The following is a 21726-nucleotide window of genomic DNA, read 5'->3' as shown; positions in this document are numbered from 1 at the left end:
GGCTGATACTGCTTTCTCTCGTAAATCTAGGCTGTAGGCTGCTGTCATTTTCGGTTCTTTTTTTGGCTCTCCTTCTTTAATATTATGTCCTATCTTTCCCTTCTTTTGCTATATTAGAAGACTTCCCTATTATTGTTAGTTGTGATTGATGGGGCGATCGCCTAGATCTTCGCTTGGCTAAATAGCTATAATTTCAATCATGCTAGATCTGCCAGAACAATTTTTAACCTTGCAAACACCTCGCCTTATCCTACGGAAGATGGGTTTGGAAGATGCTGAGGATATTTTTGCCTATGCTAGTGATCCACAGACAACTGCTTATACGCTATGGGATTATCATCGATCTATTGATGATACCTATGACTATTTGCACAATTTTGTATGGGAGATCTATCGCTCAGGCAAGGGAATGTGTTGGGGAATTGTGGAGAAGGAAAGTAATCAATTGATCGGTTCTTGTAGTTTACATCTTACACCAAGCCATCGGCGGGCGGAAATGGGGTACGTGTTAGGAAGGGAATATTGGGGGCAGGGCTTGATGACGGAAGCTAGCAAGGCAGCGATCGCTTTTGGATTCCATATGATGTTTTTATTGAGAATTCAGGCTTTTTGTGTGGTGGAAAATGTTGGCTCGGCGCGAGTTTTAGAAAAATCGGGAATGCTGTTTGAAGGGATTTTGCATAATTATGTGTTTACCAAAAATCGCTCTTGGGACGTGAAAATGTATGCGGTGACTCAACCTCAAAATATTTTTTTGTAGCTAATCCAACTAAGTTGAGGCAACGCCTCAACTTAGTTGGATTAGCTGCTGATCTGTGACGATCGCCTCTAATTTAATATCCCAAGCATCATGGGGAAGTTCATCTACATAAAATTCATCAAAAATAATTCCTACTTTCATCCCTACGGCTTGAGGTAGCCAGCGATCGTAAAATCCGCCACCATAGCCCAATCGGTAACCCTGAGAATCTGCGGCGATCGCAGGAATTAAGATCAGATCAATATTGACTAAATCCATAGTTGGCAAATCTGCGATCGGTTCCCAAATGCCATAGCGTCCCGATCGCATGGAGTTATCAAAATCGCTAATAGAAACTTGATGCCAAACTAAATCTTGCCCGACGCATCGGGAGAATCCCCAATTTTTGTGAGGAAAATTTTGCCATAGTCTACTCAAATCTGGCTCTTGGCGAAAGCTAGTGAAAGCAAGAATATTCTGCGCCTGTTGAAATATTTCCCATGCGATCAGGCGATCGCCTAGTTTTTGACTTTTAGATAGCCAAGTCTCTTGAGGTATTTGAAGACGTTGCTTGAGAAATTCCCGTCTAAGTTGTTTTTTATTGATAGCCATATTCCCTAAAATAAGAAACTAGTTTTTGATGGCGAGACGAAGCCGCGATATCAAAAATTGGTTTCTTATTAAATTGCAGAAGATACTATGACAATTTATCAAAGTTTGGCTGACCTTAACATCTATGATTCTCCAATGCTAGAGAGCCTTGCGACTCAGATGGCAAAGGGGCGATACTTGCAAGTGTTAGATACAGAAGCTAATTATCTCAAAATTCAATTGCTAGAAGATGGTTATGAGGGCTTATTAAATCTTCAAGATTTATCAAAGCTAGTTATTAGCGATCGCCAGAGCTATGTGGCTAATTTTCCTAAGTTATTAAGTAGTAGAGAAATACGCGATCGCCTGCCACAAGTTGTTGAGTTTATCCAATCGGCAATGGCAACCCCTAATGAGTATCTGTGGGGTGGCACGGTTGCGCCTAATTATGACTGTTCGGGCTTAATGCAAGCTGCCTTTGCGGTGATCGGGGTCTGGATTCCGCGTGATGCCTATCAACAAGAAGCCTTTGGCGATCGCCTATCCTTAGATGAAATTGCGATCGGGGATTTGCTCTTTTTTGGCTCTCCAACTAAGGCAACCCATGTGGGCATTTATATTGGCGATTCTATGGGCAATGATGCGTATATTCATAGCTCTGGAAAGGAGCATGGACATAATGGTATTGCTATTAGCGAATTATCAGGACAAGACCGAGTATCGCAATGGTATGCCAAGCAATTACGAGGCGCAGCAAGAATCACAAAATGCTTCATACCCAGAGTAGAGGCTGGCGATTTGCCCCAACCTCTACTCTAAATCCTAAAAAGTATAGGGCGGCGCTTCCCCCCGCCTTAATTAAATCCTAAGTAACTAATCTATGAAAACTTCCATTAGCTCCACAATTCTTTCTATAGTTTTGCTTCTAAGTTCTCAAACTGCACAGGCTGGCGAAATCAAGCGATCGCCTAATTCTAAACCAGATAGCTTTAAGGAACTATGCAAACAAAAATCTGACCTGCCCGCCCCATTAGAAAAGACGATCAATGTTTTGCTTGAAGTTGCTGGTACTAGTGATTGCGAAGAGGCAAATCTGAGATTACAGGGTCTTTCTAGCCTCAATCTATCGGGTAAAGAACTTACCGATATACATGTAATTGCCAGTTTCAAAAACTTGCAGGAACTCAATCTCGACCAAAATCAAATCACTGACCTACGCCCCTTATCAGCGCTAACCAATCTCACTCAACTTTCACTGAGCAACAATAATCAAATCGAAGATCTTAAGCCTTTATCATCTTTAACAAAACTTACAGGTTTAGGACTGGAATACAACAAGATTGCAGATATTCAGCCTCTCACTAATTTAACTCAATTGGAATTTCTAGATTTAAGTGCCAATCGACTGGGGAATAATCTCCAACCTATTGCCAAACTCAAGAATTTGAAATCTCTCAAATTGGCTGGCAATCGCATCACTGATCTGACAGGTTTAGGAAGCCTTCCTAATCTTGTTAGTTTAGAGCTATATGTGAATGGTATTGAGAGTCTAGACCCCTTGGCGAACTTTACGCAGCTAAAAGAACTTTTCATTTCCAATAATCGGATTGAAGATATTCAGCCTCTGTCGAGACTCTCAGAACTTAGTCAACTCTGGATTGACAGTAATCAAATTAGGGATATTCAGCCCCTTCGCAATCTCAAGAAACTATCAGATCTTCAGATATCTTATAATCAAATCAAAGATATACAACCCATCTCTCAGGCGATCGCCCTAACCGATCTCTGGATTACCAACAACCAAATTACCGATCTTCAGCCTTTGGCAAAGCTTGTAAATCTCAAGGACTTACGAGCCTTTAACAACAAAATCGTGAGTCTTCAGCCTTTGGCTAATCTAACCAATTTAGAATATCTCTTTGTGAGTGAAAATCAAATTTCTGATATCAAGCCTTTATCCAGATTGAGGAAATTGATTCAATTGGGGATTTATGACAACAAAATTAGTGATATTTCGCCACTAGCAAATCTAGCGAACCTTGAAAGTTTGAGTCTTGGTCAAAACCCGATTAAAAACCACCAACCTTTAGCTAAGTTGACTAAATTGAAGCAACTATGGTTAAGCGCTGGGGGTGACCTGTCCTGTGAAGCCAGAAACAATTTGTTGGTATTAAAAAGCAGTAAAATTATAGCTTGCTAAATTGATACCCAAGTTGATGACGTTGTGCAATCTGACTATTTAGAAAGAATCCTTAAAGCTCGCGTATATGATGTCGCGCAAGAATCTCCATTAGAGATTGCTCCCAATTTATCAGCAAGATTGAATAATCGGCTGTTGCTCAAGCGGGAAGATATGCAATCAGTCTTTTCGTTTAAATTGCGTGGTGCTTACAATAAGATGGCGCAATTACCGCCAGATTTACTCGCTAATGGAGTAATTGCGGCTTCCGCAGGCAACCATGCCCAAGGGGTTGCCCTCAGCGCCAGTGAGCTAGGGACAAAGGCGATTATCGTGATGCCTGTCACTACGCCATTGGTAAAGGTAAATGCAGTGAAAATGCGTGGTGGTGAGGTGGTTTTACATGGTGATACCTACGATGATGCCTATGCCCATGCGCGTCAACTTGAGAAAGAGAAAAATTTAACCTTTATCCATCCCTTTGACGATCCCGATGTGATTGCGGGACAGGGAACGATTGGCATGGAGATTTTGCGCCAATATCAGAAGCCGATCCATGCAATTTTTGTGGCGATCGGTGGTGGTGGGCTAATTTCGGGAATATCTGCCTATGTGAAGCGCTTACGTCCTGAAATTAAGATTATTGGGGTGGAACCTGTGGATTCTGATGGGATGTACCGATCGCTGCAAGCAGGACATCGCGTGCGCCTTGAGCAAGTGGGATTATTTGCGGATGGTGTGGCGGTGCGCGAAGTTGGACAAGAAACTTTTCGCCTTTGTCAGCAATATGTCGATGAGATTCTGCTCGTAGATACCGATGACACCTGTGCGGCGATTAAAGATGTTTTTGAGGATACGCGCTCAATTTTGGAACCTGCGGGCGCTTTGGCGATCGCTGGTGCTAAAGCCTATGTCGAACGGGAAGGCATTGAGGGGCAGACCCTCGTTGCGATCGCCTGTGGTGCAAATATGAACTTTGATCGCCTCCGATTTGTTGCGGAACGTGCGGAACTAGGCGAACATCGTGAAGCCATTTTTGCGGTGACAATTCCTGAAGAGGCGGGTAGTTTGCGGAAATTTTGTGAGCTTTTGGGCAAGCGTAATCTCACAGAATTTAGCTATCGCATCGCTGATCAAGCGATCGCCCATATCTTCATCGGTTTGCAGATTGTCAACCGTGCCGATGCCGCCAATATGGCAAAAACCTTCGCCGAAAATGGCTTTACTGCAATTGAAATTACTGACGATGAACTCACAAAGCTACATTTGCGCCACATGGTCGGCGGGCGATCGCCTCTTGCCCATAACGAACTGCTCTATCGATTTGAGTTTCCTGAGCGTCCGGGAGCTTTGATGCGATTTGTCGGCTCGATGAGTCCCAATTGGAATATTAGCCTCTTTCACTATCGCAATAATGGGGCGGATTACGGTCGCATTGTGGTCGGTGTGCAAGTGCCTCCCTCGGATATGGAAGCATGGCAAATTTTTCTAGATAGTTTGGGCTATCGCTATTGGGACGAAAGCCAGAACCCAGTCTATAAGTTGTTTTTAGGCTAGGAAAAATCAAACCCAAAAGGCGAGTTGCGCCGCAACTCGCCTTTTGGGTTTATCTCCTAACAAGAATGACAATCGCTCTAAAGAAAAAGCCTTGCATTGCAAGGCTTTTTTGGGATTTAGATATTATTGGGTATTTGTAGCAAGGCGATCGCCTGTTGACTGGAAATATGGGCAAGAGGCAAGCTATCAATTCCCATCGCCACACAAAGTAGGGCTAAATAGAGAATCGAATATTTAAACACTGATCGCGCCACATTGCGATCGCTTGGTTCCTTTAATAACTGAGTTGCCTTATAAATGAATGTTCCACCTAAACCAACAGCCGATACTCCGTAGACTAACCCCATCACATTGCAAGGAAAAACCAGCAGCAAGGAGACGGGAATTATTAATAGGGTATAGAGCAGAATCTGATTAGCGGTTACCTCTGCACCCTCCACGACAGGTAGCATTGGCACGCCGACCTTGGCATATTCATCACGAATCATTAAAGCCAACGCCCAAAAATGCGGCGGAGTCCAAACGAAGATAATCGCAAATAAAACCCATGCAGCCCAACTTAATTCTCCAGTTACGGCTGCCCAACCTACGAGAGGGGGAATTGCGCCTGCTGCACCACCGATAACAATATTTTGAGTGCTAGAGCGCTTTAGCCAAATCGTATACACACCGACGTAAGTGGCAATCCCTGACATCGCAAGACATGCGGCTAAGAGATTGGCATAGACGGCTAGTAGGGTAAAAGAAATTGCGGCAAGGGCGATCGCAAAAATTAGGGCATTGAGCGGCTTAATTCGACCAGAGGGAATTGGTCGCCAACTGGTGCGCTCCATTTTGGCATCAATATCGCGATCGTATAAACAGTTAATCGCATTTGCCGAAGCCGCCGCGATCGCGCCGCCCAAAACCGTTACAAACATTAAAAAGCCATCGACATTGCCTTCTGAAGCAATCCACATCGCCCCTGCGGTGGTAATCAGCAACAGTACGATAATGCGTGGCTTTGTTAGCTCCGTATAATCTTGAATTGTCTCGCGCCAACTACGATTAATTAATTGATTAGATAAATGCTCAGAGGGAGCGAAGATATTATCTTCGGAAATAGTTAATTCTTGAACTGCTGTTTCTTGCATTGCGCTTAACTCCTAAAATATTTCGCAGTTATGACAGTTAGCGAATCGCAGGTTGCGCTTGAATCTGTTCTGATGGTTGGGTAGCTTTTTGGGAGCTTCTAAAAGCTAACACAGTAAAGCAAATAAGGGTTCCTAGCAATGCTGAACCCGTAGCTTGATGAGCAATGGTCAGGGGTTCGACTTGTAAGTGCAGTTTATAAGTTGCGTAGCCGATCGCCACTTGAGCAAATACTAATAAACCTGCGAGCGATCCCACTAATCGAAGTATCGGCGCGATCGCTTTAATTAACCAGACTGTCACGACTAAAGCAATACTGGCAAGGGTTGCAGGAATTACGCCAATGAGGTGGGCATTTAAAACGATGCACATATCCTGTGAGGCAAAACATTGATGTAAAGCCCATTGGGAAGCAACTAATGCTCCAAGAATACTTTGCAAATAAACCAATAGGGCGGCGGTTAAGCCCAGCCAAGCCAATTTTTGAGAAGAGCTTTGCTCATTCAAAGAATTCTTTGGGGATTTTAAAGCTGTTGCGATCGCTAATAAACTCGAAAAAAATAACAACCCTGTTCCCAGATGGGCTGTGACAATATCAAATCTAAGTAACTGAGTAACGGTCAGCCCGCCTAAGATACCCTGAAAAACCACTAGCGATAATGATCCTGAGGTTGCCCAAGGTAACCATTTAGGAAGTTCTTGTCGAAAATACCAACTGGCTCCAAACAAAACTATGGTGGCAAAGCCCACGCTCGAAGCCACTAGACGATGAAACCATTCTAAAAATACTTGCAGATTCATCTGCTCAGCAGGTAAAACCGTCCCATAGCAAAGCGGCCAGTCAGGACAAGCCAAACCAGCATTCATTACACGAGTAGCACTACCGATCGCCATCACCATCCAAGTCGCGATCGCAATGCCAAAAGCCATGCGACGGATCAAGATAACTGGCTCTACAAATCGGTTTTTGCTTTCAGATTTACGATTAGCAATGGGTTCAGCAGTTTGTGCTGATTCGTAAGAAGATAAAGAGTCAGTCATGCAGGTTCAATTAAGTTTCAGGCTTTCTTCGTGAATCTTGGTAAATTCAACGTAAGTATTAGTAACAATTAAGGTTCATATTAAGAGCAGTTCTAGGTTTGGTTAAGGTATTTAACAATTTCTTCGCGTTAGGTATTTGTACTAAGCCCAGCTACTTATAAAAAGAGAGAGTCGTCACTTTGTGACGACTCTCTCCTTTTTATAATGTGGCGCGATCGCGCATCTCTTCCCGCTTTTCCATCCGCTTCTCCATGCGATCACGCATACCTTCTCTCATGTTGTCCCTCATGCGATTGCGATTTTTGGACATCATTTCATTAAGCTGCGATCGCTGCTGCGGAGTCAGGATTTCACGCATCGCCAACATTCTCTCAAAATGTTGCTTCTGGAGTTCTTGCTGAAGCGTGAGTACTTGATTGTGTTTAGTCCGCAATGCATCATTGCTTTCATTGCCAGCCATCAAATCTCGCAACTCTTTATTTGCTTGGCGCGATTGCTGAGCCAGTTCACGCATTTTGCCTTGATCGCGATCGCGGACTTCTTTCAGCTTTTTTAGCTGCTCAGGGGTTAAATTTAGTTGCTTCAGCATTTTTCCTGAGAGCATGTCTGGCGCGTTAGGGCGCTCCGCCATTTGATCGGGTGGTGATAATTCCGCAAGTTTATTAGCTGGTGGTAATTCAGTTTTTGGCGCAGAAGATATTTGATTTTGGTTTTGAGGTTGCGATTGGGATTGCAAATTAGCGGTAGCACTTAAAATAACGCTGCTTGTGGTGACTACTGCGGCGGTAAGGGCTAAATAACGAACCATCATCGATTTCAACATATATTTCTCGTTTATTAATATTTTTATTAGTGGGATTACTCGTATTCAAGGGGAGTTAGTTCTGTCAAAATCTGAGCTTCAGAACTAGTAGCTGTGGCTTGATAAACAACATCATCGGTAACTGTCCAACTGCTAATAAGCGACTGCTCGATCGCCGCTTTGTCGGATTCACTCATGGGGCTATTAATTAGGCTTTGATTGGAGTTAATAGCAATTTGCATTTGCGAACGATTAGTTGCCCAGTTAAAGGCAAAACCTGCGGCGATCGCGACGGGGATCGCTAATAGCCAAGGCTGCCAACGCTGGAAATTTTTATTTGTTTTTCTCTGAGGATATTTGCTAATCTCTGCAAATAGTTGTTGCTCAAAATTAGGAGCAGGGGGCGGCGCGATCAATTTATTTTGCTTAAGAAAGTTAACTAGAGTCATATCTGAATTATCGCGAGGATCTCCATCAAAGTTGTTTTGAGATTCTTGGGAAAGATTTTTCATAGTTCGACTCCTTGCGCTTCTAAAAACTTTCTGATGGCACTACGGGCATGAAATAATCGGGACTTTACTGTGCCGACGGGAATGGACAAAATCTCTGCAATGTCCTTTTGGGGGATCTCTTCTAGATCGTGTAGTACCAATACGGCGCGATGATCTTCACTGAGATTAGCTAATCCTCTTTGCATGATGTCTTGATAATGCATTTGGTTTAGCCCTGCTTGCTGATAACCATCACGGGCGATCGCCTCATCCGATAAGTTTGCTAATTGGTCATCTTCCACAGCAACATTACGCGATCGCATTTTGGCAAGAGCTTTGCGGCGATCGCTTGCCACATTAAAGGCAATGCGATAAAGCCATGTGGAAAACTGTGAAGTTTGCCGAAATTTTGCTAACCCTTTCCAAGCTCGTAGAAATACATCCTGCACCAAATCATCCAGACCATCGGAACCACATAACTGATAGAGCGTAGAGCGCACCTTATGATGATGTCTCTGATACAGCTTTTTGAAACCATTGGGATCACCCTGCAAACAAGCTTGCACGATCGCCAGATCGGGATCGCGAGGATTTTGGGCTTCTATAGCTGTAGTTACCGTTCTGAACATGTATCTGAACTTTGAACTGAACAATTATGCATCTATACTAATTGAGGCAATATCAATGGCTATCAACTTACATATTTTGACTGCTAGAGTCACCAATAGGTTCAATATCCAACACTTTGCACGTTCTTCTTTTAGGCTCTATTCATGTCTGTTGTTAGTACTGTCTTAATTCCCATCATTAAACTATGGTTGCGATCGCAGGTCGAGCATATCGAAACCCTCGAAATTGAAATCGCTGGCAAAAGTCGTCAAATCCTAAGCGGTGATATTCCCAAAGCAAATGTGATTGGGGCGGGAGCAAAATATCAAGGCTTGGCAGTCACCAATATTGATCTATGTGCTGAAGCGATTCATCTCAATATTGCTCAAATTCTCAAGGGAGAAGCCTTGCGCCTGCTTGATCCCATTCGCGTGACGATGGATGTCGAGCTATCGCCCGATGATTTGCAAAGTTGTCTTAAGTCACCAATTTTTCTAGAGGCGATCGCCCCTGATGCGCCGCCTACGGCTACCACCGATGAGGAGATTCGAGCATTACTAGAGCATCTAGTTCATAAACTGGGCGATGAATTTACCTTACATGAACTGGCGATCGCTAATGGTGGCGCAAAATGTCGTGGTGAATTTGCGATCGCTGCCACATAAATAACAAGAGTCTTAAGCCATTTGTTTTTCTCCTAAATGAAATAGGGTTGCTGTATAAGTTTAATTGATACAAATTATTGATTTTGTCAAGCTAATAAGTTACTTAAAAGTTAGCAATAAGTTATACAAATAAAAACCCGCGAGTGCCTTTAAACCAAGCTTTTAGCGATATCCTGCTAATTTTTATGTTTTGTTTCATATAATACACAATATTTTTTTAAGTATATGCTTAGATAAAAAGAATTATCATGGATTATGTTTCATACAAATGAAATATAAGTGTCTGGTGCTTCTACATTATGTTGTTTCAACTTTCTCAACATCAAAGTAAATTCAAGATGAGGATTGAGATAAATGAACATAAACAATGGCGTGAAAGCTGTTACAGCAAGAGATAGTTTAGTGATAGATATTTTGTGTAGCGAGTTTGGTGTTGGTGCAGTTGACCAAGCTATGAGACACATAGATTCTTATAAGATTCATAGGACAGAAAAAAGCAGCATTATCCAAGAACATTTCAATAGACTTTGCTATGAATGGCAAATAGGCAATGCTAAAGGCTATCTAGAATCATTAGCTACCGACTTGCAACACTACATCATCTGTCATCTCATGGAGGACTATATAAACGATAAGACCCGTAAAGAAGCATAAAGTAAAAAAAAGCAGCTTTCCCACCTAAGCGGCTTGCTGCGTAATCCCTTCCCAGTGAATAATTAGGCGTATGCAGCTTTGCCGCGCACGCCTAATTATTCAATCCATATAAATGTCTTTTAAATATCTTGTTCCTCAGAAATTGTCCCAGTTCCTTTTCATCGTTATTGCTAACTTAGCGTGCTTCGCGATCGCGATCCAACCTGTATTCGCGCAATTTGGAGCAGTGCCAATGCGGGTGAAAGTTTTTGATGGCGACAACATCACCCTTGTGGATCGGGGGATCAAAAATAAAATACATCTTGCTTGTATTGATGCGCCTGAGTTACTCCAATCTGAGGGAGAACATGCCCGCAAAGTATTACAAAATATCCTTGAAGACGAAGAAATTTATGTGAAAGTCTTTAAAAAAGATAAATTTGGAAGGTACTACGGCGAAGTGATGGCGGGTGGACAAAATGCCAACAAAGTGATGCTTTCCCTTGGACTTGCCCATTACGATCGCCTGCAAGAAAAAGATTGTCAAGGCTACGCAGAGCTAGAGTCAAAGGCGCAAAGCGATCATTTAGGCGTTTGGGCAAATGGCACCGATGTGATCACTCCGAGCCAATTTCGCCGAGACAATAAACTCTTAGGCGTTGGCTATTAACTACAAAAAGGGTTGTGCAGCGCACAACCCTTTTTGTAGTTAATAGCCCCTTGCGCTTACTTGAAACCCAGAAATATTTTTAAAAGCGGCGCGAAGCGCCGCTTTTAAAAATATTTCTGTACTACTCAAAGCCTCAATAGACTGTAATTAGGAATCACAAAACAAAAAAGCTGTGCTTAGCACAGCCTTTTTTGTTTTAGACATCACGACGACGGAAACGACCACGACGCTTAGCATTTTCAGCTTTGCGTTTACGCTTTTCGCCTGCGGTTTCGTGATACTGACAACGACGAATATCTGCTAGTAACCCAGCTTTTTGGATTTTTTTCTTAAATCGACGTAACGCCGATTCAATCCCTTCATTTTCACCAACGATTATTTGAGTCATGCTTATTTTGGGAGCAAAGTATTGTTCTTATTATGCTTTAGTTTGGCGCATTTTAATTTAGGCGGCGGTTAACTAGGTTAGCAAATCTATGCCTATGTTGTAAAGTTTATTTTTGTAAGGTTATTCAGCAAAAGGTTTGTCAAGAAATAACATGAGTCCCCATCCTTCTACAGAAGTTTACGATGCGATCGTAGTTGGCTCTGGAGCCAATGGCGGCGTGGCTGCCAAGGAACTGAGCGAACGTGGTTTGAAAGTCCTTGTCCTAGAAGCAGGTCGGACTCCCGATGCATCCGAGCTAGGCAATCAGGCTGTGGATATGGCAAAGCGCTTATATAATCTGGCGATCGCTAAGCGTCAGTCCTATCAATCAATGCATCCCGGATATTGGAAGGCAAATCCTGATTTATTTATTGATGAAAAAGACAATCCCTATACTACGCCACCCGATCAGCCCTTTTATTGGATTCGGGGTCGTCAGGTGGGGGGCAAAAGCTTAACTTGGGGCGGGATCACTTTACGATTATCCGATTATGAATTTAAGGCGGCAAGCCGTGATGGGCATGAGCAGAACTGGCCGATCGCCTATGCCGATCTCGCGCCCTACTACAGTAAGTTAGAAAAATTCTTTCAGGTGAGGGGTAGCCAAGAGGGATTAGCCCAACTGCCCGATGGTGACTATCAGGCAACTTTGCCACTCACCCCTGCGGAGGAGCATCTCAAGCAAATTGTCGAAAGTACATGGTCAGACCGTCGCCTGATCCCTTCACGGGGCTTCGGGTTGCATCGTCGCACGCCAGAGCAGCCTTGGCCGATGTACTCCAGTTTGGGTTCTTCGCTTAAGGCGGCGATCGCTACAGGAAATGTGACTTTGCAATCGGATGCGATCGTCAGCCATGTAATTTTTGATCCCGATACCCATCGGGCGCGTGGGGTCGGCTATATTGATCGCCATACTAATCAAGCCTATGAAGCTTTTGGGCGGACAGTAGTTCTATGCGCTTCGACAATTGAGTCGGTGCGGATTTTATTACACTCCACTGATAAATATCAAACTGCGGGCTTAACTAATCCTTCGGGAATGCTCGGTAGATTTTTGATGGATCATGTGTCCACCTCGACATTCTTTTTGTTACCGAAGATTAAGCAAACTAAAACCTTTGATCTGTCGGGCTGTGACAGCTTTTTCATTCCTTGCTTCTCTAATTTAGAAGCGCAGCAGGAGAAATTTTTGCGCGGCTATGGCATCTGGGGCGGCGTACAGCGCTTTGATTTGCCTCATATTTTGCGAAAAGTTGGGGATGGCTCGATTGGCTTCTTGATTGCTCACGGCGAAGTTTTGCCCCGCTATGACAATCGAGTTCAACTTAGTGAGGATGTGGTGGATGCTTGGGGGCTGCCTGTACCCCATATTGAATGTGCATGGTCAGAGAATGAACATCTGATGCTCGACCATATGCACCGACAGATTGATGAAATCATCAAACTCGCGGGGGGCAAAAATATGAAGTTGACCGAGATCTTCCATGTGCCTGTATTTTCGGAATTTGTAAGCAAGATGGAAGACACCATGGCTTTTTCGGCTCCTCCGGGATACTACATCCATGAGGTAGGTGGTGCAAGAATGGGAAACTCAGCAACTAATTCCGTAGTAAATGCCCATAATCAAATTTGGGAAGCTCCTAATCTCTTTGTTACCGATGGGGCGTGCTGGACTTCTTCGGGTTGGCAAAGCCCGACCTTAACGGAGATGGCAATTACCGCCAGAGCCTGTGAGTTTATTGCTGAAGAAATGCGAAAGGGAGTTTTTTAAACAAAAAGCAGCGCCTAGCGCTGCTTTTTGTTTAAAAATTGATAGGAAAGGTGGCTTTTAGCATTCCTTCTTGGAGATCGCTTTTTAGCCCAAATCCAAGCTGGCGGCAGATACGCTGCATCGCATCATTGCTACTGAGAATATAGCCAACGATCACCTCAAGTTTTTCTTCTTTGCCGATCGCGAGGAGTTGACGCAATAGCTCAGTGCCTAAGCCCTGATGTTGATAGCGATCGCAAACAATTAGGGCAAATTCTGCTTCATTAGTGCCATGCAACTTGCTAAGCCTTGCTACGCCTAGAATTTCATGTTCGCCTGTGTCAAGATTTTTGTAGTCCGCAGCAAGGATCATTTCGCGATCGTAATCAATAAAGCAAATGCGCGTCAGTCTTTCGTGGGCGATGCGTTGCTTTAGCTTCACGGTGTGGGCATAGCGCAAGTAGACACTTTCTTCAGAAAGATTTTGATGGAATTTCACCATCAATGGCTCATCTTCTGGACGGATTGGGCGGATATTAAAGCGATCGCCTTTGTGCGATTCCCAAGACTGCATATATTTAGTGGGATAGGGACGGATCGCGGGGACGGGACGCTGGGAGATATCCTCAAGCGTATGCAGTAAAACCCTTGCATCCAGCGCAATCATGCCATCGGGAGACACCAATAGCGGATTGATATCAATTTCTTTAATTAGAGGTTGTTCAACAATGAGTTGACTGAAATTCACTAATAACTGTTCGAGTTTTGCCAGATCGATCGCTTTACGTCCGCGCACCCCTTGGAGAGCTTGATAAATGCGCGTTTGTTCCATCATCCGCCTTGCTAAGGTGGTATTTAATGGCGGTAAAGCCAAGGCGCGATCCCTGAATATTTCCACTAGCTGTCCGCCCATCCCAAAGAGCATGACTGCGCCAAATTGGGGATCAAGGCTACTTCCTAAAATCAGTTCATAGCCCTCCATTTTCACCATCGGCTGAACAGTTACGCCAAGGAAGTCGGCAGGCTTTACAGATCTAGAGATCGCCTTAAAGGCGAGGGTTACGGCGGCGGCATCAACTAAATTGAGGCGCACCCCACCGACATCGGTTTTGTGGGTAATTGTTTCGGAATGGAGTTTTAAAACTACGGGATAGCCAAAGCGATCGGCGATTTCTACAGCTTCGAGATCGCTGGTGGCAATTTCCGTTTCAATGGTGGGAATGCCATAGGCTGCCAATAATTTCTTCGATTCATATTCTGTTAAAAGATAGCGATCGCGATCGCTCACGGTTTTGAGAATCTTTTCGGCAGAGAGGCGATCGGGCGCATGGAGCTCGGAGTCCGCAGGCAGCGAAGGCGTTTCATAGATGCCGCGCAAATTGTAGGTGTAGCGCCACATATAGTTAAACAATCGCACCGCCGTATCGGGATAGGGAAAGGTGGGAATATTCGCTTGGTTGAGCATTTGAGTAGCCGCTGCAACCTCGGCTCCGCCCATCCAACTGGTTAACACGGGCTTACCTAATTGACCATAGGCTTTGAGCTTTTCGGCGGTTTGAGTGGGATTGGTCATCGCTTGGGGAGTCAAAATTACCAATAGCCCATCACTATTGGGATCATTAACCACCACTTCTAAAGTCTTGGCATAGCGATCGCTACTAGCATCACCGAGAATATCAATAGGATTGTGATGGCTCCATTGGGGCGGCAAAAAGCGTTCGAGTTCCTGTAAAGTTTCGGGCGCTAGTTCCGATAATGTGCCGCCACCACTAATCAAAGCATCCGTAGCGATCGCCCCTGGTCCCCCCGCATTGGTGACAATCGAAAGACGATTTCCCTTGGGGCGTGGCTGCTTCGACAATATTTCCGCCATATCAAATAGGTCAGAAATCGTATGCACACGCAAAACTCCAGACCGTCGGAAGGCAGCATTTAAAACTTCATCACTACCCGTCAAGGCTCCCGTATGCGAAGCTGCGGCCTTGGCGGCAGCTTCTGTATGTCCGACTTTTAGGACAATTATCGGTTTGTCCATCGCCACTTCACGGGCTGCCGACAGAAAAGCACGGGCATCACCGATAGATTCCATGTACAGCACGATGCTATGGGTATGGGGATCATCACCCAGATATTCAATCAAATCCCCCCAGCCAATATCCAACATCGAACCAATGGAAACAAAGGCACTAAATCCCACATTTTCGCCGATGCTCCAATCTAAAATCGAAGTACAAAGCGCTCCGCTCTGGCTCACAAAAGCGACGTTGCCCGCACGGGCGATCGCTCCCGCAAAGGTGGCATTCAAGCCCGCCAAAGGATTCATCACCCCCAGACAATTTGGTCCAATAATTCGCATTCCCCCACGCCTTGCTTCCGCTAAAACTTCTTGTTCTAACGCGGCTCCTGCTTCCCCAACTTCCTTAAAACCTGCGGAAACAATAATTGCCCCCTTAATTCCCACAGCCACACATTCGCGAATTACCTGTGGAACTGTCGCCGCAGGAGTGGCTATTACTGCCAAGTCCACAACTTCAGGAACCGTAGCAATATCAGGATAGGACTTGATCCCTAAAATACTATTCCTTTGAGGATTAACGGGAAAGACAGTACCACCAAAGGGACTGCGAATCAAGTTCCATAATAAAGTGCGACCTACACTTCCCTCTCTTTCACTAGCTCCAATTACAGCGACGGATCTGGGATGAAAAATACAATCTAGGGGATGGCGTTGTCCCTTCCAAATATCATGGGCAGGATCATTACAAGTTTTTGATTTAATCGTGTTTTGAGAATTCTTAGCAACTTTTTCCATTTCAACCTCTTATAGCGAAATTCATTTTTTGTCTATAAAAATGAACGCCTTTAATTTCTTCGGAAACCGTAAATGAGAATGTACACATCTATAAAGTGCTATCTATAGACTGTTATAGAAGTGACTAAATTAATGCAAAATCTTTAACGTAGAGAGAGCTTTAGAAATGACTCCATAAATCTTGTTTGATTTTCTCAATATAGTAATTATAGCCCTTCTCTTACGATAAACCAGAACTTAAGAAATCTTCGATTTCCTTATTAAAAGTTTGAGGCTCTCCTAAAAAAGCCCAGTGATTTCCCACTACTTCAACGATTTGGAGATTACGACAATAATCTAGGTAGGGCTTGATCTGCCATGAAGAGCGGTTTAGTCCTTGTTGAGGCTTAACAAACAATGTCGGCACATGAATAAGAGCCGTAAGTCCACCAACGCGCATAATTTCTTCAAAAATTAAGTTGCGGGCTTGGATAGGAGAAATCAAGGTTTGGCAAATGAAGAACTTTTTGCGACAGCATATTTTATAGTTATCAATCCATTATGGCACTAAGTAGGTCATCAAAAGAAACTGGTAAAGGCAAAGATTTCCGACTTTATAAAACCCAGACATATTTTGAAAGCGTTGCGAAGCGCCGCTTTCAAAATATGTCTCTACTACTCAAATCCTCTCAAGGCTGTAGTGGATGAGTTCTCAGATAAATGTCAATCTTTGCGAAGCTTAGTAAATAAATGTGATGATGATCAAATTTGGTGCTTTTACAGTAGATATAATTAGAACGTATCAAGGGATTCAAGGTATTTATACCAAGCAAAAAAAAACTTGATTTTAAGACTTAATTAATGAGTCATTTATTGGAAAGTTCTTAATTAATCTCTTAATTAATCTCTTAACTAATGTTTGAGGCGACAACTTGATCCATCTTGATCCATGAATTTGATCTAATCATTAACTTGGTTAGGGAGTTAAATTATCATGACTAGCTTGACTTTTGCTTCAGAAACATCTAGAAATATCCCCAAGGAACAAGCGTTAGTTCTTTGGTTTGATGAAGTAGGGATTTCGGATATCCCTCTGGTGGGTGGGAAAAATGCTTCTCTAGGAGAAATGATTCGCCAGCTTCAACCGAAAGGGGTGAATGTTCCCAACGGATTCGCAACTACTGCCTATGCTTTCCGCTACTTCATTGAGAAAGCAGGATTGGAAGTAAAACTACGCGAACTCTTTGCCGATCTTGATATTGAGGATATGAATAACCTGCGCGATCGCGGTCGCATGGCTCGTGCTTTAGTTCTTAGCACGCCATTTCCTCACGATCTGCAAATGGCGATCGCTATGTCCTATCAGAAACTTTGCGATTGTGAGACATCCTGCGGTAAAGAAGCGGATGTCGCCGTCCGTTCTAGCGCCACCGCCGAAGACTTGCCCGATGCCAGTTTTGCAGGACAACAGGAAACCTACCTCAATGTCTATGGTGCAAACGAAGTTGTCGATGCTTGCCATCGCTGCTTTGCCTCACTATTCACCGATCGCGCCATTTCCTACCGCACGATCAACGGCTTCGACCACTTCGATATCGCTCTCTCCGTCGGCGTACAAAAAATGGTACGTTCCGACCTCGCCTCTTCTGGTGTGATGTTCTCCATCGACACAGAGACAGGCTTTAAAAATGCAGCATTAATCACCGCCGCCTATGGCTTAGGTGAAAATGTGGTGCAGGGTGCAGTCAACCCCGACGAGTATTTTGTCTTTAAACCAACTCTCAAACAAGGCTTCCGTCCCATTCTCGAAAAACGCCTCGGCACAAAAGAAATCAAGATGGTCTATGACATTGGCGGCGGTAAGCTGACCAAGAATATCCCTGTCCCAGTTTCCGAACGAGTCAAGTTCGCCATTACCGATGACGAGATTCTTAAACTCGCAGAATGGGCTTGCATCATCGAAGATCACTATTCGGAAGTGCGTGGTAAGCTGTCACCGATGGATATTGAATGGGCAAAAGATGGACGCACAGGAGAATTGTTCATCGTTCAAGCTCGTCCTGAAACCGTACAGTCTCAGAAGTCTGGCAACATTCTCAAAAACTATAAACTCAATGGTTCCAGTGATGTACTGATTACAGGTCGCGCTGTGGGCGAGATGATCGGTCAAGGCAAGGCGAATGTGATTTTAGAAGTCCATAACATCGAAGACTTCCAAGCAGGTCAAGTACTAGTCACCAACAAGACTGACCCCGACTGGGAGCCAATCATGAAAAAGGCTAGTGCGATCGTCACCAATCAAGGTGGACGTACCTGCCACGCCGCGATCATTGCGAGGGAAATGGGCATTCCTGCGATCGTGGGTTGCGGTAATGCTACAGGCGTAATTAAAACAGGGCAAGAAATCACCATCTGCTGTGCAGAAGGCGAAGAAGGCAAAGTCTATAAAGGTCTGGTTCCCTTTGAAGTCATCGAAACTTCTCTCGACAATTTGCCTACGCTCTCTACAAAAATCTTGATGAATGTGGGCAATCCCGAAGAAGCATTCGGCTTATCTTCCATTCCCTGCGATGGCGTTGGCTTAGCGCGTATGGAATTCATCATCGCTAACCACATCAAAGCGCACCCTCTCGCACTGATGAACTTCGATACACTCGAAGACAAAGCGGCTAAATGGGAAATCTCGCAACTGACAGCACGCTATGAAAACAAGGCTGATTTCTTTGTAGACAAGCTGGCGCATGGTATCGGCACGATCGCAGCAGCATTTTATCCCAAACCTGTCGTGGTGAGAATGTCCGACTTCAAGAGCAACGAGTACGCCAATCTGCTCGGTGGTCGCGCCTTTGAACCTACCGAAGAAAACCCGATGATCGGCTGGCGTGGAGCATCCCGCTACTACGATCCGAAATACCGTGAAGCCTACGGTTTAGAATGTCAAGCTCTAAAGCGCGTCCGCAATGACATGGGCTTAACCAACGTGATTCCAATGATTCCTTTCTGTCGTACTCCCGAAGAAGGTCGTAAGGTGCTTGCAGAAATGGAAAAACACGGCTTGAAGCGTGGCGAAAATGGTTTGGAAGTCTATGTGATGTGCGAAATCCCCAGTAATGTGATTTTGGCGGACGAGTTCTCCCAAGTCTTTGATGGCTTCTCGATTGGTTCCAATGACCTTACGCAGTTGACTCTCGGCTTAGATCGTGACTCTTCGCTCGTTGCCCACATCTTTGATGAGCGCAATGAAGCGGTTAAGTCAATGGTTCGCACAGTGATTCAAAAGGCAAAGGCTAACCAGCGCAAGATCGGTATCTGTGGTCAAGCGCCAAGTGATTATCCTGAGTTTGCAAAGTTCCTTGTTGAGCAAGGTATTGACTCGATCAGTCTCAATCCTGATTCTGTCCTGAAGACAATGTTGGAACTTGCCAAAATGTAAATAAAAAAGCGGCGCTTCGCGCCGCTTTTTTGTGCTTGACATCAGGTTTTCGTGCGGTGATCGCTTGACTAGATATCGTACAATCTTAACAACTTAAACTTCGCTACAATAATGATAGTCATTCAGACAAAAACATTATGCTTAATTATTTGACTGTTGCTGAAGCTCAGGAACAATTACCAGCGCTATCTAAGAACCTCAGAGATCCAGCGATTATCACGCAAGACGGTAAGCCTGTAATGGTTGCTTTGAGTATGCAGCAGTTTGCCTCTTTAGTGGAAACAATGGAGATTTTAAGCGATCGCGAGTTTATGTCAGACTTGCGAGAAGGTATCCGACAAGCAGATTTAGGGCAAACGATTAGTTTAGAAGCCTTGAAGTTAGAGTTGGGTTTCTAAAATAGCTATGGAATATAGAATTATTTTTTCTGTTCAAGCGCAGAAACTCTTTACTGCTATCAAAGATCGACGTGAACAGAGCGTGATTTTGACTAGAATTGAGAAGCTCAAGGATGAACCAGAAAAGCAAGGTAAGGCTTTATCTGAGGAACTATTGGGCTATCGTAGTATTCGGGCTGTGGGACAGCGTTATCGGATTATTTATCGAGTTGAGCAAGATCGAGTAGTAGTGGTTATTGTGGGGGTGGGAAGACGTAAGGAAGGGGATAAACGAGATGTTTATGCTGTTACACAAGATTTGATTTCAGATCTGGAGTTGGCGGATGATAAATTGTATTAAGTAGCACTTGACAAGGTGTATGTATTTGAATGATAACTTTGGACATAAATCTTAGAAATACAAAAAATAAATGAGCGACTGGTATCCTAGTGCAAATAGTTGGGACAATAAAGGTTCTTACAAAGTCAAGCATAAGTTTGTCAATGGGAAATGTACTGACATTCTAGCTGCCCGTGCAAGTCTAAGCGATAAGCAGACTGATGACGATCATGTACATATCTATAGAGTTGGTGAGTCAGGACAAGGTGCTGTATTTAAAGATGAACAAGGTAGAGTTTATAACTTGTCTGATCATGATATCAAAATGATTCTCAGTGGGTCTCGACCTCTTTTTTAGAAGATTTGAGTTGAAATTATTTTCAACGTCTAGCGTGAGTTACTAGTAGCCAGTTAAAAAATTTATGAATCAGATTTATCCTGTCCCAGTTAAAATTGGTAATAAGTATGGGTATGAAGATGAGACAGGTAGGGTTGTCATCCAACCACTTTTTGATTTTGCTCGCGAATTTTCTGAAGGATTGGCTGCTGTTAAACAAGGGATTTGCTGGCAATTTATAGACTTAACAGGGAATATAATTCTTGACGGCTATCCCGTTATTTACTCAAATGGACGTAAGGCAAATGCCCTTATTTACGATGTAAAAGACTTTAAAGACGGAACTGCATGGATACTAGCTTTTGCTGATGAATCTTATCGTCATACAGCTAGATGTTCTGATGGAGACTACATTACCTATGACAAGAAATGGGGAAGTATAGATAAGCAAGGTAAAGTAGTTATTGAGCCTCAATTTGATGAAGTTCCATGGGGATTTTCTAACGGGTTAGCTCCTGTTGTGATGAAAGGTTTGCGAGGGTTTGTTGACAAACAATATAAAATCGTTGTACAACCCCAGTTTCAAAAAATATGTGCTTTTTGGATAGAACCTTTCTCAGAAGGTTGGGCATTAGCAGCTAGACAGGATAAATACTGTTGGCTCAATAGGTGAAACGGGGAGGTAAAGCAAGTAGAGATTGAAGCAAAGCACAGAGCAAAGCTTTACCTCTTCTCCTAGCATTATGAACAAACTCAAAGAAGCTCAAATATACAGGCAACTTTTCTTGAGAAATACCACGATGAGGACGTAACCAAGAACGCAAAAGCGACCAAAAGCCTTCCATCGTATTGACATGAACTTCACAAAAGCCATCACCATCTTCATCTCTTGCATATTCACCTACCCCATGACAAACAGTTTTGTGTGCATAGCCCCAATCTTGTAAGGGGGTGTAGATAGCATATTCATCCGTGTAAACCATAGTACCAAGGGCAATCGTTGCTTTAATCAGAGGCTCAATAGTGCGCTGTTGCACATTTTCTAACATGCGAATTACCACCTCACCACCACGCTGAATCATGCCGAAGATGGGGGGCTTTTCCTTCTCGAGTGTCCCCCGCCCCCGAATCCCTTTGAGCCGATTACGCCTTCCTTTGCGCCC

23 protein-coding genes are annotated in these 21726 nt (G+C 43.9%); 13 read left to right on the top strand and 10 right to left on the bottom strand.

What is annotated here, in order from left to right; genetic code table 11:
- Positions 1-199 precede the first annotated feature (199 nt).
- Complete coding sequence (locus H6F42_RS15410; protein WP_190400262.1) at positions 200-760, top strand: GNAT family N-acetyltransferase; 561 nt, start codon at positions 200-202, stop codon at positions 758-760.
- A 27-nt stretch (positions 761-787) separates the two neighbouring features.
- On the opposite strand, the gene H6F42_RS15405 is transcribed toward H6F42_RS15410, so the two are convergent.
- Positions 788-1351, bottom strand: a complete 564-nt coding sequence (locus tag H6F42_RS15405) for a 5-formyltetrahydrofolate cyclo-ligase (RefSeq protein WP_190400261.1) — start codon at positions 1349-1351, stop codon at positions 788-790.
- A gap of 87 nt (positions 1352-1438) precedes the next feature.
- Here H6F42_RS15405 and H6F42_RS15400 point away from each other — a divergent pair, with 87 nt between their 5' ends.
- The 3 genes from H6F42_RS15400 to ilvA all read left to right on the top strand — a co-directional run bounded on the left by H6F42_RS15400 (position 1439) and on the right by ilvA (position 5066).
- Positions 1439-2149 carry a C40 family peptidase gene (locus H6F42_RS15400; RefSeq protein ID WP_190400260.1) on the top strand — a complete coding sequence of 237 codons (711 nt, stop codon included), beginning with the start codon at positions 1439-1441 and terminating at the stop codon, positions 2147-2149.
- 61 nt (positions 2150-2210) lie between these two features.
- Positions 2211-3530: a leucine-rich repeat domain-containing protein gene (locus tag H6F42_RS15395; protein WP_190400259.1), complete on the top strand. Its 1320-nt coding sequence runs from the start codon at positions 2211-2213 to the stop codon at positions 3528-3530.
- Positions 3531-3554: 24 nt separating this feature from the next.
- Positions 3555-5066 (top strand): threonine ammonia-lyase, biosynthetic, encoded by a 1512-nt coding sequence (ilvA, locus tag H6F42_RS15390; protein ID WP_190400258.1) that lies wholly within the window; start codon positions 3555-3557, stop codon positions 5064-5066.
- Positions 5067-5182: 116 nt separating this feature from the next.
- Here ilvA and H6F42_RS15385 read toward each other — a convergent pair whose 3' ends face one another.
- The 5 genes from H6F42_RS15385 to H6F42_RS15365 form a co-directional block, all read right to left on the bottom strand.
- The gene (locus tag H6F42_RS15385) at positions 5183-6199 is read right to left on the bottom strand and encodes a heme o synthase (protein ID WP_190400257.1); all 1017 of its coding nucleotides are present in this window, start codon (positions 6197-6199) and stop codon (positions 5183-5185) included.
- A 37-nt stretch (positions 6200-6236) separates the two neighbouring features.
- A complete protein-coding gene (locus tag H6F42_RS15380) occupies positions 6237-7238 on the bottom strand; it encodes a heme A synthase (protein ID WP_190400256.1) in 1002 nt (333 codons plus the stop codon).
- Positions 7239-7437: 199 nt separating this feature from the next.
- Positions 7438-8061 (bottom strand): Spy/CpxP family protein refolding chaperone, encoded by a 624-nt coding sequence (locus H6F42_RS15375; RefSeq protein ID WP_190400255.1) that lies wholly within the window; start codon positions 8059-8061, stop codon positions 7438-7440.
- Positions 8062-8096: 35 nt separating this feature from the next.
- Positions 8097-8552 (bottom strand): hypothetical protein, encoded by a 456-nt coding sequence (locus H6F42_RS15370; protein ID WP_190400254.1) that lies wholly within the window; start codon positions 8550-8552, stop codon positions 8097-8099.
- A complete protein-coding gene (locus tag H6F42_RS15365; RefSeq protein WP_190400253.1) occupies positions 8549-9160 on the bottom strand; it encodes a sigma-70 family RNA polymerase sigma factor in 612 nt (203 codons plus the stop codon). The genes H6F42_RS15370 and H6F42_RS15365 overlap by 4 nt, the downstream gene beginning before the upstream one ends.
- Positions 9161-9304: 144 nt before the next feature.
- On the opposite strand from H6F42_RS15365, the gene H6F42_RS15360 reads away from it, so the two are divergent.
- The 3 genes from H6F42_RS15360 (at position 9305) to H6F42_RS15350 (ending at position 11108) form a co-directional block, all read left to right on the top strand.
- Positions 9305-9805, top strand: a complete 501-nt coding sequence (locus H6F42_RS15360) for a DUF2993 domain-containing protein (protein WP_190400252.1) — start codon at positions 9305-9307, stop codon at positions 9803-9805.
- A gap of 354 nt (positions 9806-10159) precedes the next feature.
- Positions 10160-10459: a hypothetical protein gene (locus H6F42_RS15355; protein ID WP_190400251.1), complete on the top strand. Its 300-nt coding sequence runs from the start codon at positions 10160-10162 to the stop codon at positions 10457-10459.
- A gap of 142 nt (positions 10460-10601) precedes the next feature.
- Positions 10602-11108, top strand: coding sequence for a thermonuclease family protein (locus H6F42_RS15350; RefSeq protein WP_190400250.1), 507 nt, complete (start codon positions 10602-10604; stop codon positions 11106-11108).
- Between the two features lie 196 nt (positions 11109-11304).
- Here the strand turns inward: H6F42_RS15350 and rpsU are convergent, their stop codons facing one another.
- Positions 11305-11496 (bottom strand): 30S ribosomal protein S21, encoded by a 192-nt coding sequence (gene rpsU, locus H6F42_RS15345; RefSeq protein ID WP_009628553.1) that lies wholly within the window; start codon positions 11494-11496, stop codon positions 11305-11307.
- A 151-nt stretch (positions 11497-11647) separates the two neighbouring features.
- Between rpsU and H6F42_RS15340 the strand changes: the two genes are divergently transcribed.
- Complete coding sequence (locus tag H6F42_RS15340; RefSeq protein ID WP_190400249.1) at positions 11648-13306, top strand: GMC family oxidoreductase; 1659 nt, start codon at positions 11648-11650, stop codon at positions 13304-13306.
- Between the two features lie 31 nt (positions 13307-13337).
- Here H6F42_RS15340 and H6F42_RS15335 read toward each other — a convergent pair whose 3' ends face one another.
- Both H6F42_RS15335 and H6F42_RS15330 read right to left on the bottom strand, forming a co-directional pair.
- Positions 13338-16097 carry a bifunctional acetate--CoA ligase family protein/GNAT family N-acetyltransferase gene (locus H6F42_RS15335; protein ID WP_190400248.1) on the bottom strand — a complete coding sequence of 920 codons (2760 nt, stop codon included), beginning with the start codon at positions 16095-16097 and terminating at the stop codon, positions 13338-13340.
- Positions 16098-16317: 220 nt separating this feature from the next.
- On the bottom strand, positions 16318-16581 hold the full coding sequence (locus H6F42_RS15330) for a hypothetical protein (protein ID WP_190400247.1): 264 nt from the start codon (positions 16579-16581) through the stop codon (positions 16318-16320).
- Between the two features lie 489 nt (positions 16582-17070).
- On the opposite strand from H6F42_RS15330, the gene ppsA reads away from it, so the two are divergent.
- The 5 genes from ppsA (at position 17071) to H6F42_RS15305 (ending at position 21236) form a co-directional block, all read left to right on the top strand.
- Positions 17071-19509: a phosphoenolpyruvate synthase gene (gene ppsA, locus H6F42_RS15325; protein WP_190400246.1), complete on the top strand. Its 2439-nt coding sequence runs from the start codon at positions 17071-17073 to the stop codon at positions 19507-19509.
- A 137-nt stretch (positions 19510-19646) separates the two neighbouring features.
- A complete protein-coding gene (locus tag H6F42_RS15320; protein ID WP_190400245.1) occupies positions 19647-19907 on the top strand; it encodes a type II toxin-antitoxin system Phd/YefM family antitoxin in 261 nt (86 codons plus the stop codon).
- 7 nt (positions 19908-19914) lie between these two features.
- Complete coding sequence (locus H6F42_RS15315) at positions 19915-20247, top strand: type II toxin-antitoxin system RelE/ParE family toxin (RefSeq protein WP_190400244.1); 333 nt, start codon at positions 19915-19917, stop codon at positions 20245-20247.
- A 70-nt stretch (positions 20248-20317) separates the two neighbouring features.
- Positions 20318-20584: a hypothetical protein gene (locus tag H6F42_RS15310; RefSeq protein WP_190400243.1), complete on the top strand. Its 267-nt coding sequence runs from the start codon at positions 20318-20320 to the stop codon at positions 20582-20584.
- 64 nt (positions 20585-20648) lie between these two features.
- Positions 20649-21236, top strand: coding sequence for a WG repeat-containing protein (locus tag H6F42_RS15305; protein WP_190400242.1), 588 nt, complete (start codon positions 20649-20651; stop codon positions 21234-21236).
- On the opposite strand, the gene H6F42_RS15300 is transcribed toward H6F42_RS15305, so the two are convergent.
- The coding region (locus tag H6F42_RS15300; protein WP_190400241.1) for an IS1595 family transposase at positions 21226-21726 on the bottom strand (501 nt) is incomplete at its 5' end. The two genes, H6F42_RS15305 and H6F42_RS15300, sit on opposite strands and share 11 nt — an antisense overlap.

This window comes from Pseudanabaena sp. FACHB-1998, assembly GCF_014696355.1.
GTDB lineage: Bacteria > Cyanobacteriota > Cyanobacteriia > Pseudanabaenales > Pseudanabaenaceae > Pseudanabaena.
This window is presented reverse-complemented; position numbering and strand designations above follow the sequence as displayed.

Bases quoted from the DNA above. Each gene is read 5' to 3' on its own strand.
- H6F42_RS15385 (WP_190400257.1), bottom strand. From the start codon at position 6,199: ATGCAAGAAACAGCAGTTCAAGAATTAACTATTTCCGAAGATAATATC.
- rpsU (WP_009628553.1), bottom strand. From the start codon at position 11,496: ATGACTCAAATAATCGTTGGTGAAAATGAAGGGATTGAATCGGCGTTA.
- H6F42_RS15395 (WP_190400259.1), top strand. From the start codon at position 2,211: ATGAAAACTTCCATTAGCTCCACAATTCTTTCTATAGTTTTGCTTCTA.
- H6F42_RS15365 (WP_190400253.1), bottom strand. From the start codon at position 9,160: ATGTTCAGAACGGTAACTACAGCTATAGAAGCCCAAAATCCTCGCGAT.
- H6F42_RS15355 (WP_190400251.1), top strand. From the start codon at position 10,160: ATGAACATAAACAATGGCGTGAAAGCTGTTACAGCAAGAGATAGTTTA.
- H6F42_RS15410 (WP_190400262.1), top strand. From the start codon at position 200: ATGCTAGATCTGCCAGAACAATTTTTAACCTTGCAAACACCTCGCCTT.
- H6F42_RS15380 (WP_190400256.1), bottom strand. From the start codon at position 7,238: ATGACTGACTCTTTATCTTCTTACGAATCAGCACAAACTGCTGAACCC.
- H6F42_RS15315 (WP_190400244.1), top strand. From the start codon at position 19,915: ATGGAATATAGAATTATTTTTTCTGTTCAAGCGCAGAAACTCTTTACT.
- H6F42_RS15405 (WP_190400261.1), bottom strand. From the start codon at position 1,351: ATGGCTATCAATAAAAAACAACTTAGACGGGAATTTCTCAAGCAACGT.
- H6F42_RS15340 (WP_190400249.1), top strand. From the start codon at position 11,648: ATGAGTCCCCATCCTTCTACAGAAGTTTACGATGCGATCGTAGTTGGC.
- ppsA (WP_190400246.1), top strand. From the start codon at position 17,071: ATGACTAGCTTGACTTTTGCTTCAGAAACATCTAGAAATATCCCCAAG.
- H6F42_RS15305 (WP_190400242.1), top strand. From the start codon at position 20,649: ATGAATCAGATTTATCCTGTCCCAGTTAAAATTGGTAATAAGTATGGG.
- H6F42_RS15320 (WP_190400245.1), top strand. From the start codon at position 19,647: ATGCTTAATTATTTGACTGTTGCTGAAGCTCAGGAACAATTACCAGCG.
- H6F42_RS15375 (WP_190400255.1), bottom strand. From the start codon at position 8,061: ATGTTGAAATCGATGATGGTTCGTTATTTAGCCCTTACCGCCGCAGTA.
- H6F42_RS15310 (WP_190400243.1), top strand. From the start codon at position 20,318: ATGAGCGACTGGTATCCTAGTGCAAATAGTTGGGACAATAAAGGTTCT.
- H6F42_RS15370 (WP_190400254.1), bottom strand. From the start codon at position 8,552: ATGAAAAATCTTTCCCAAGAATCTCAAAACAACTTTGATGGAGATCCT.
- H6F42_RS15335 (WP_190400248.1), bottom strand. From the start codon at position 16,097: ATGGAAAAAGTTGCTAAGAATTCTCAAAACACGATTAAATCAAAAACT.
- H6F42_RS15360 (WP_190400252.1), top strand. From the start codon at position 9,305: ATGTCTGTTGTTAGTACTGTCTTAATTCCCATCATTAAACTATGGTTG.
- H6F42_RS15400 (WP_190400260.1), top strand. From the start codon at position 1,439: ATGACAATTTATCAAAGTTTGGCTGACCTTAACATCTATGATTCTCCA.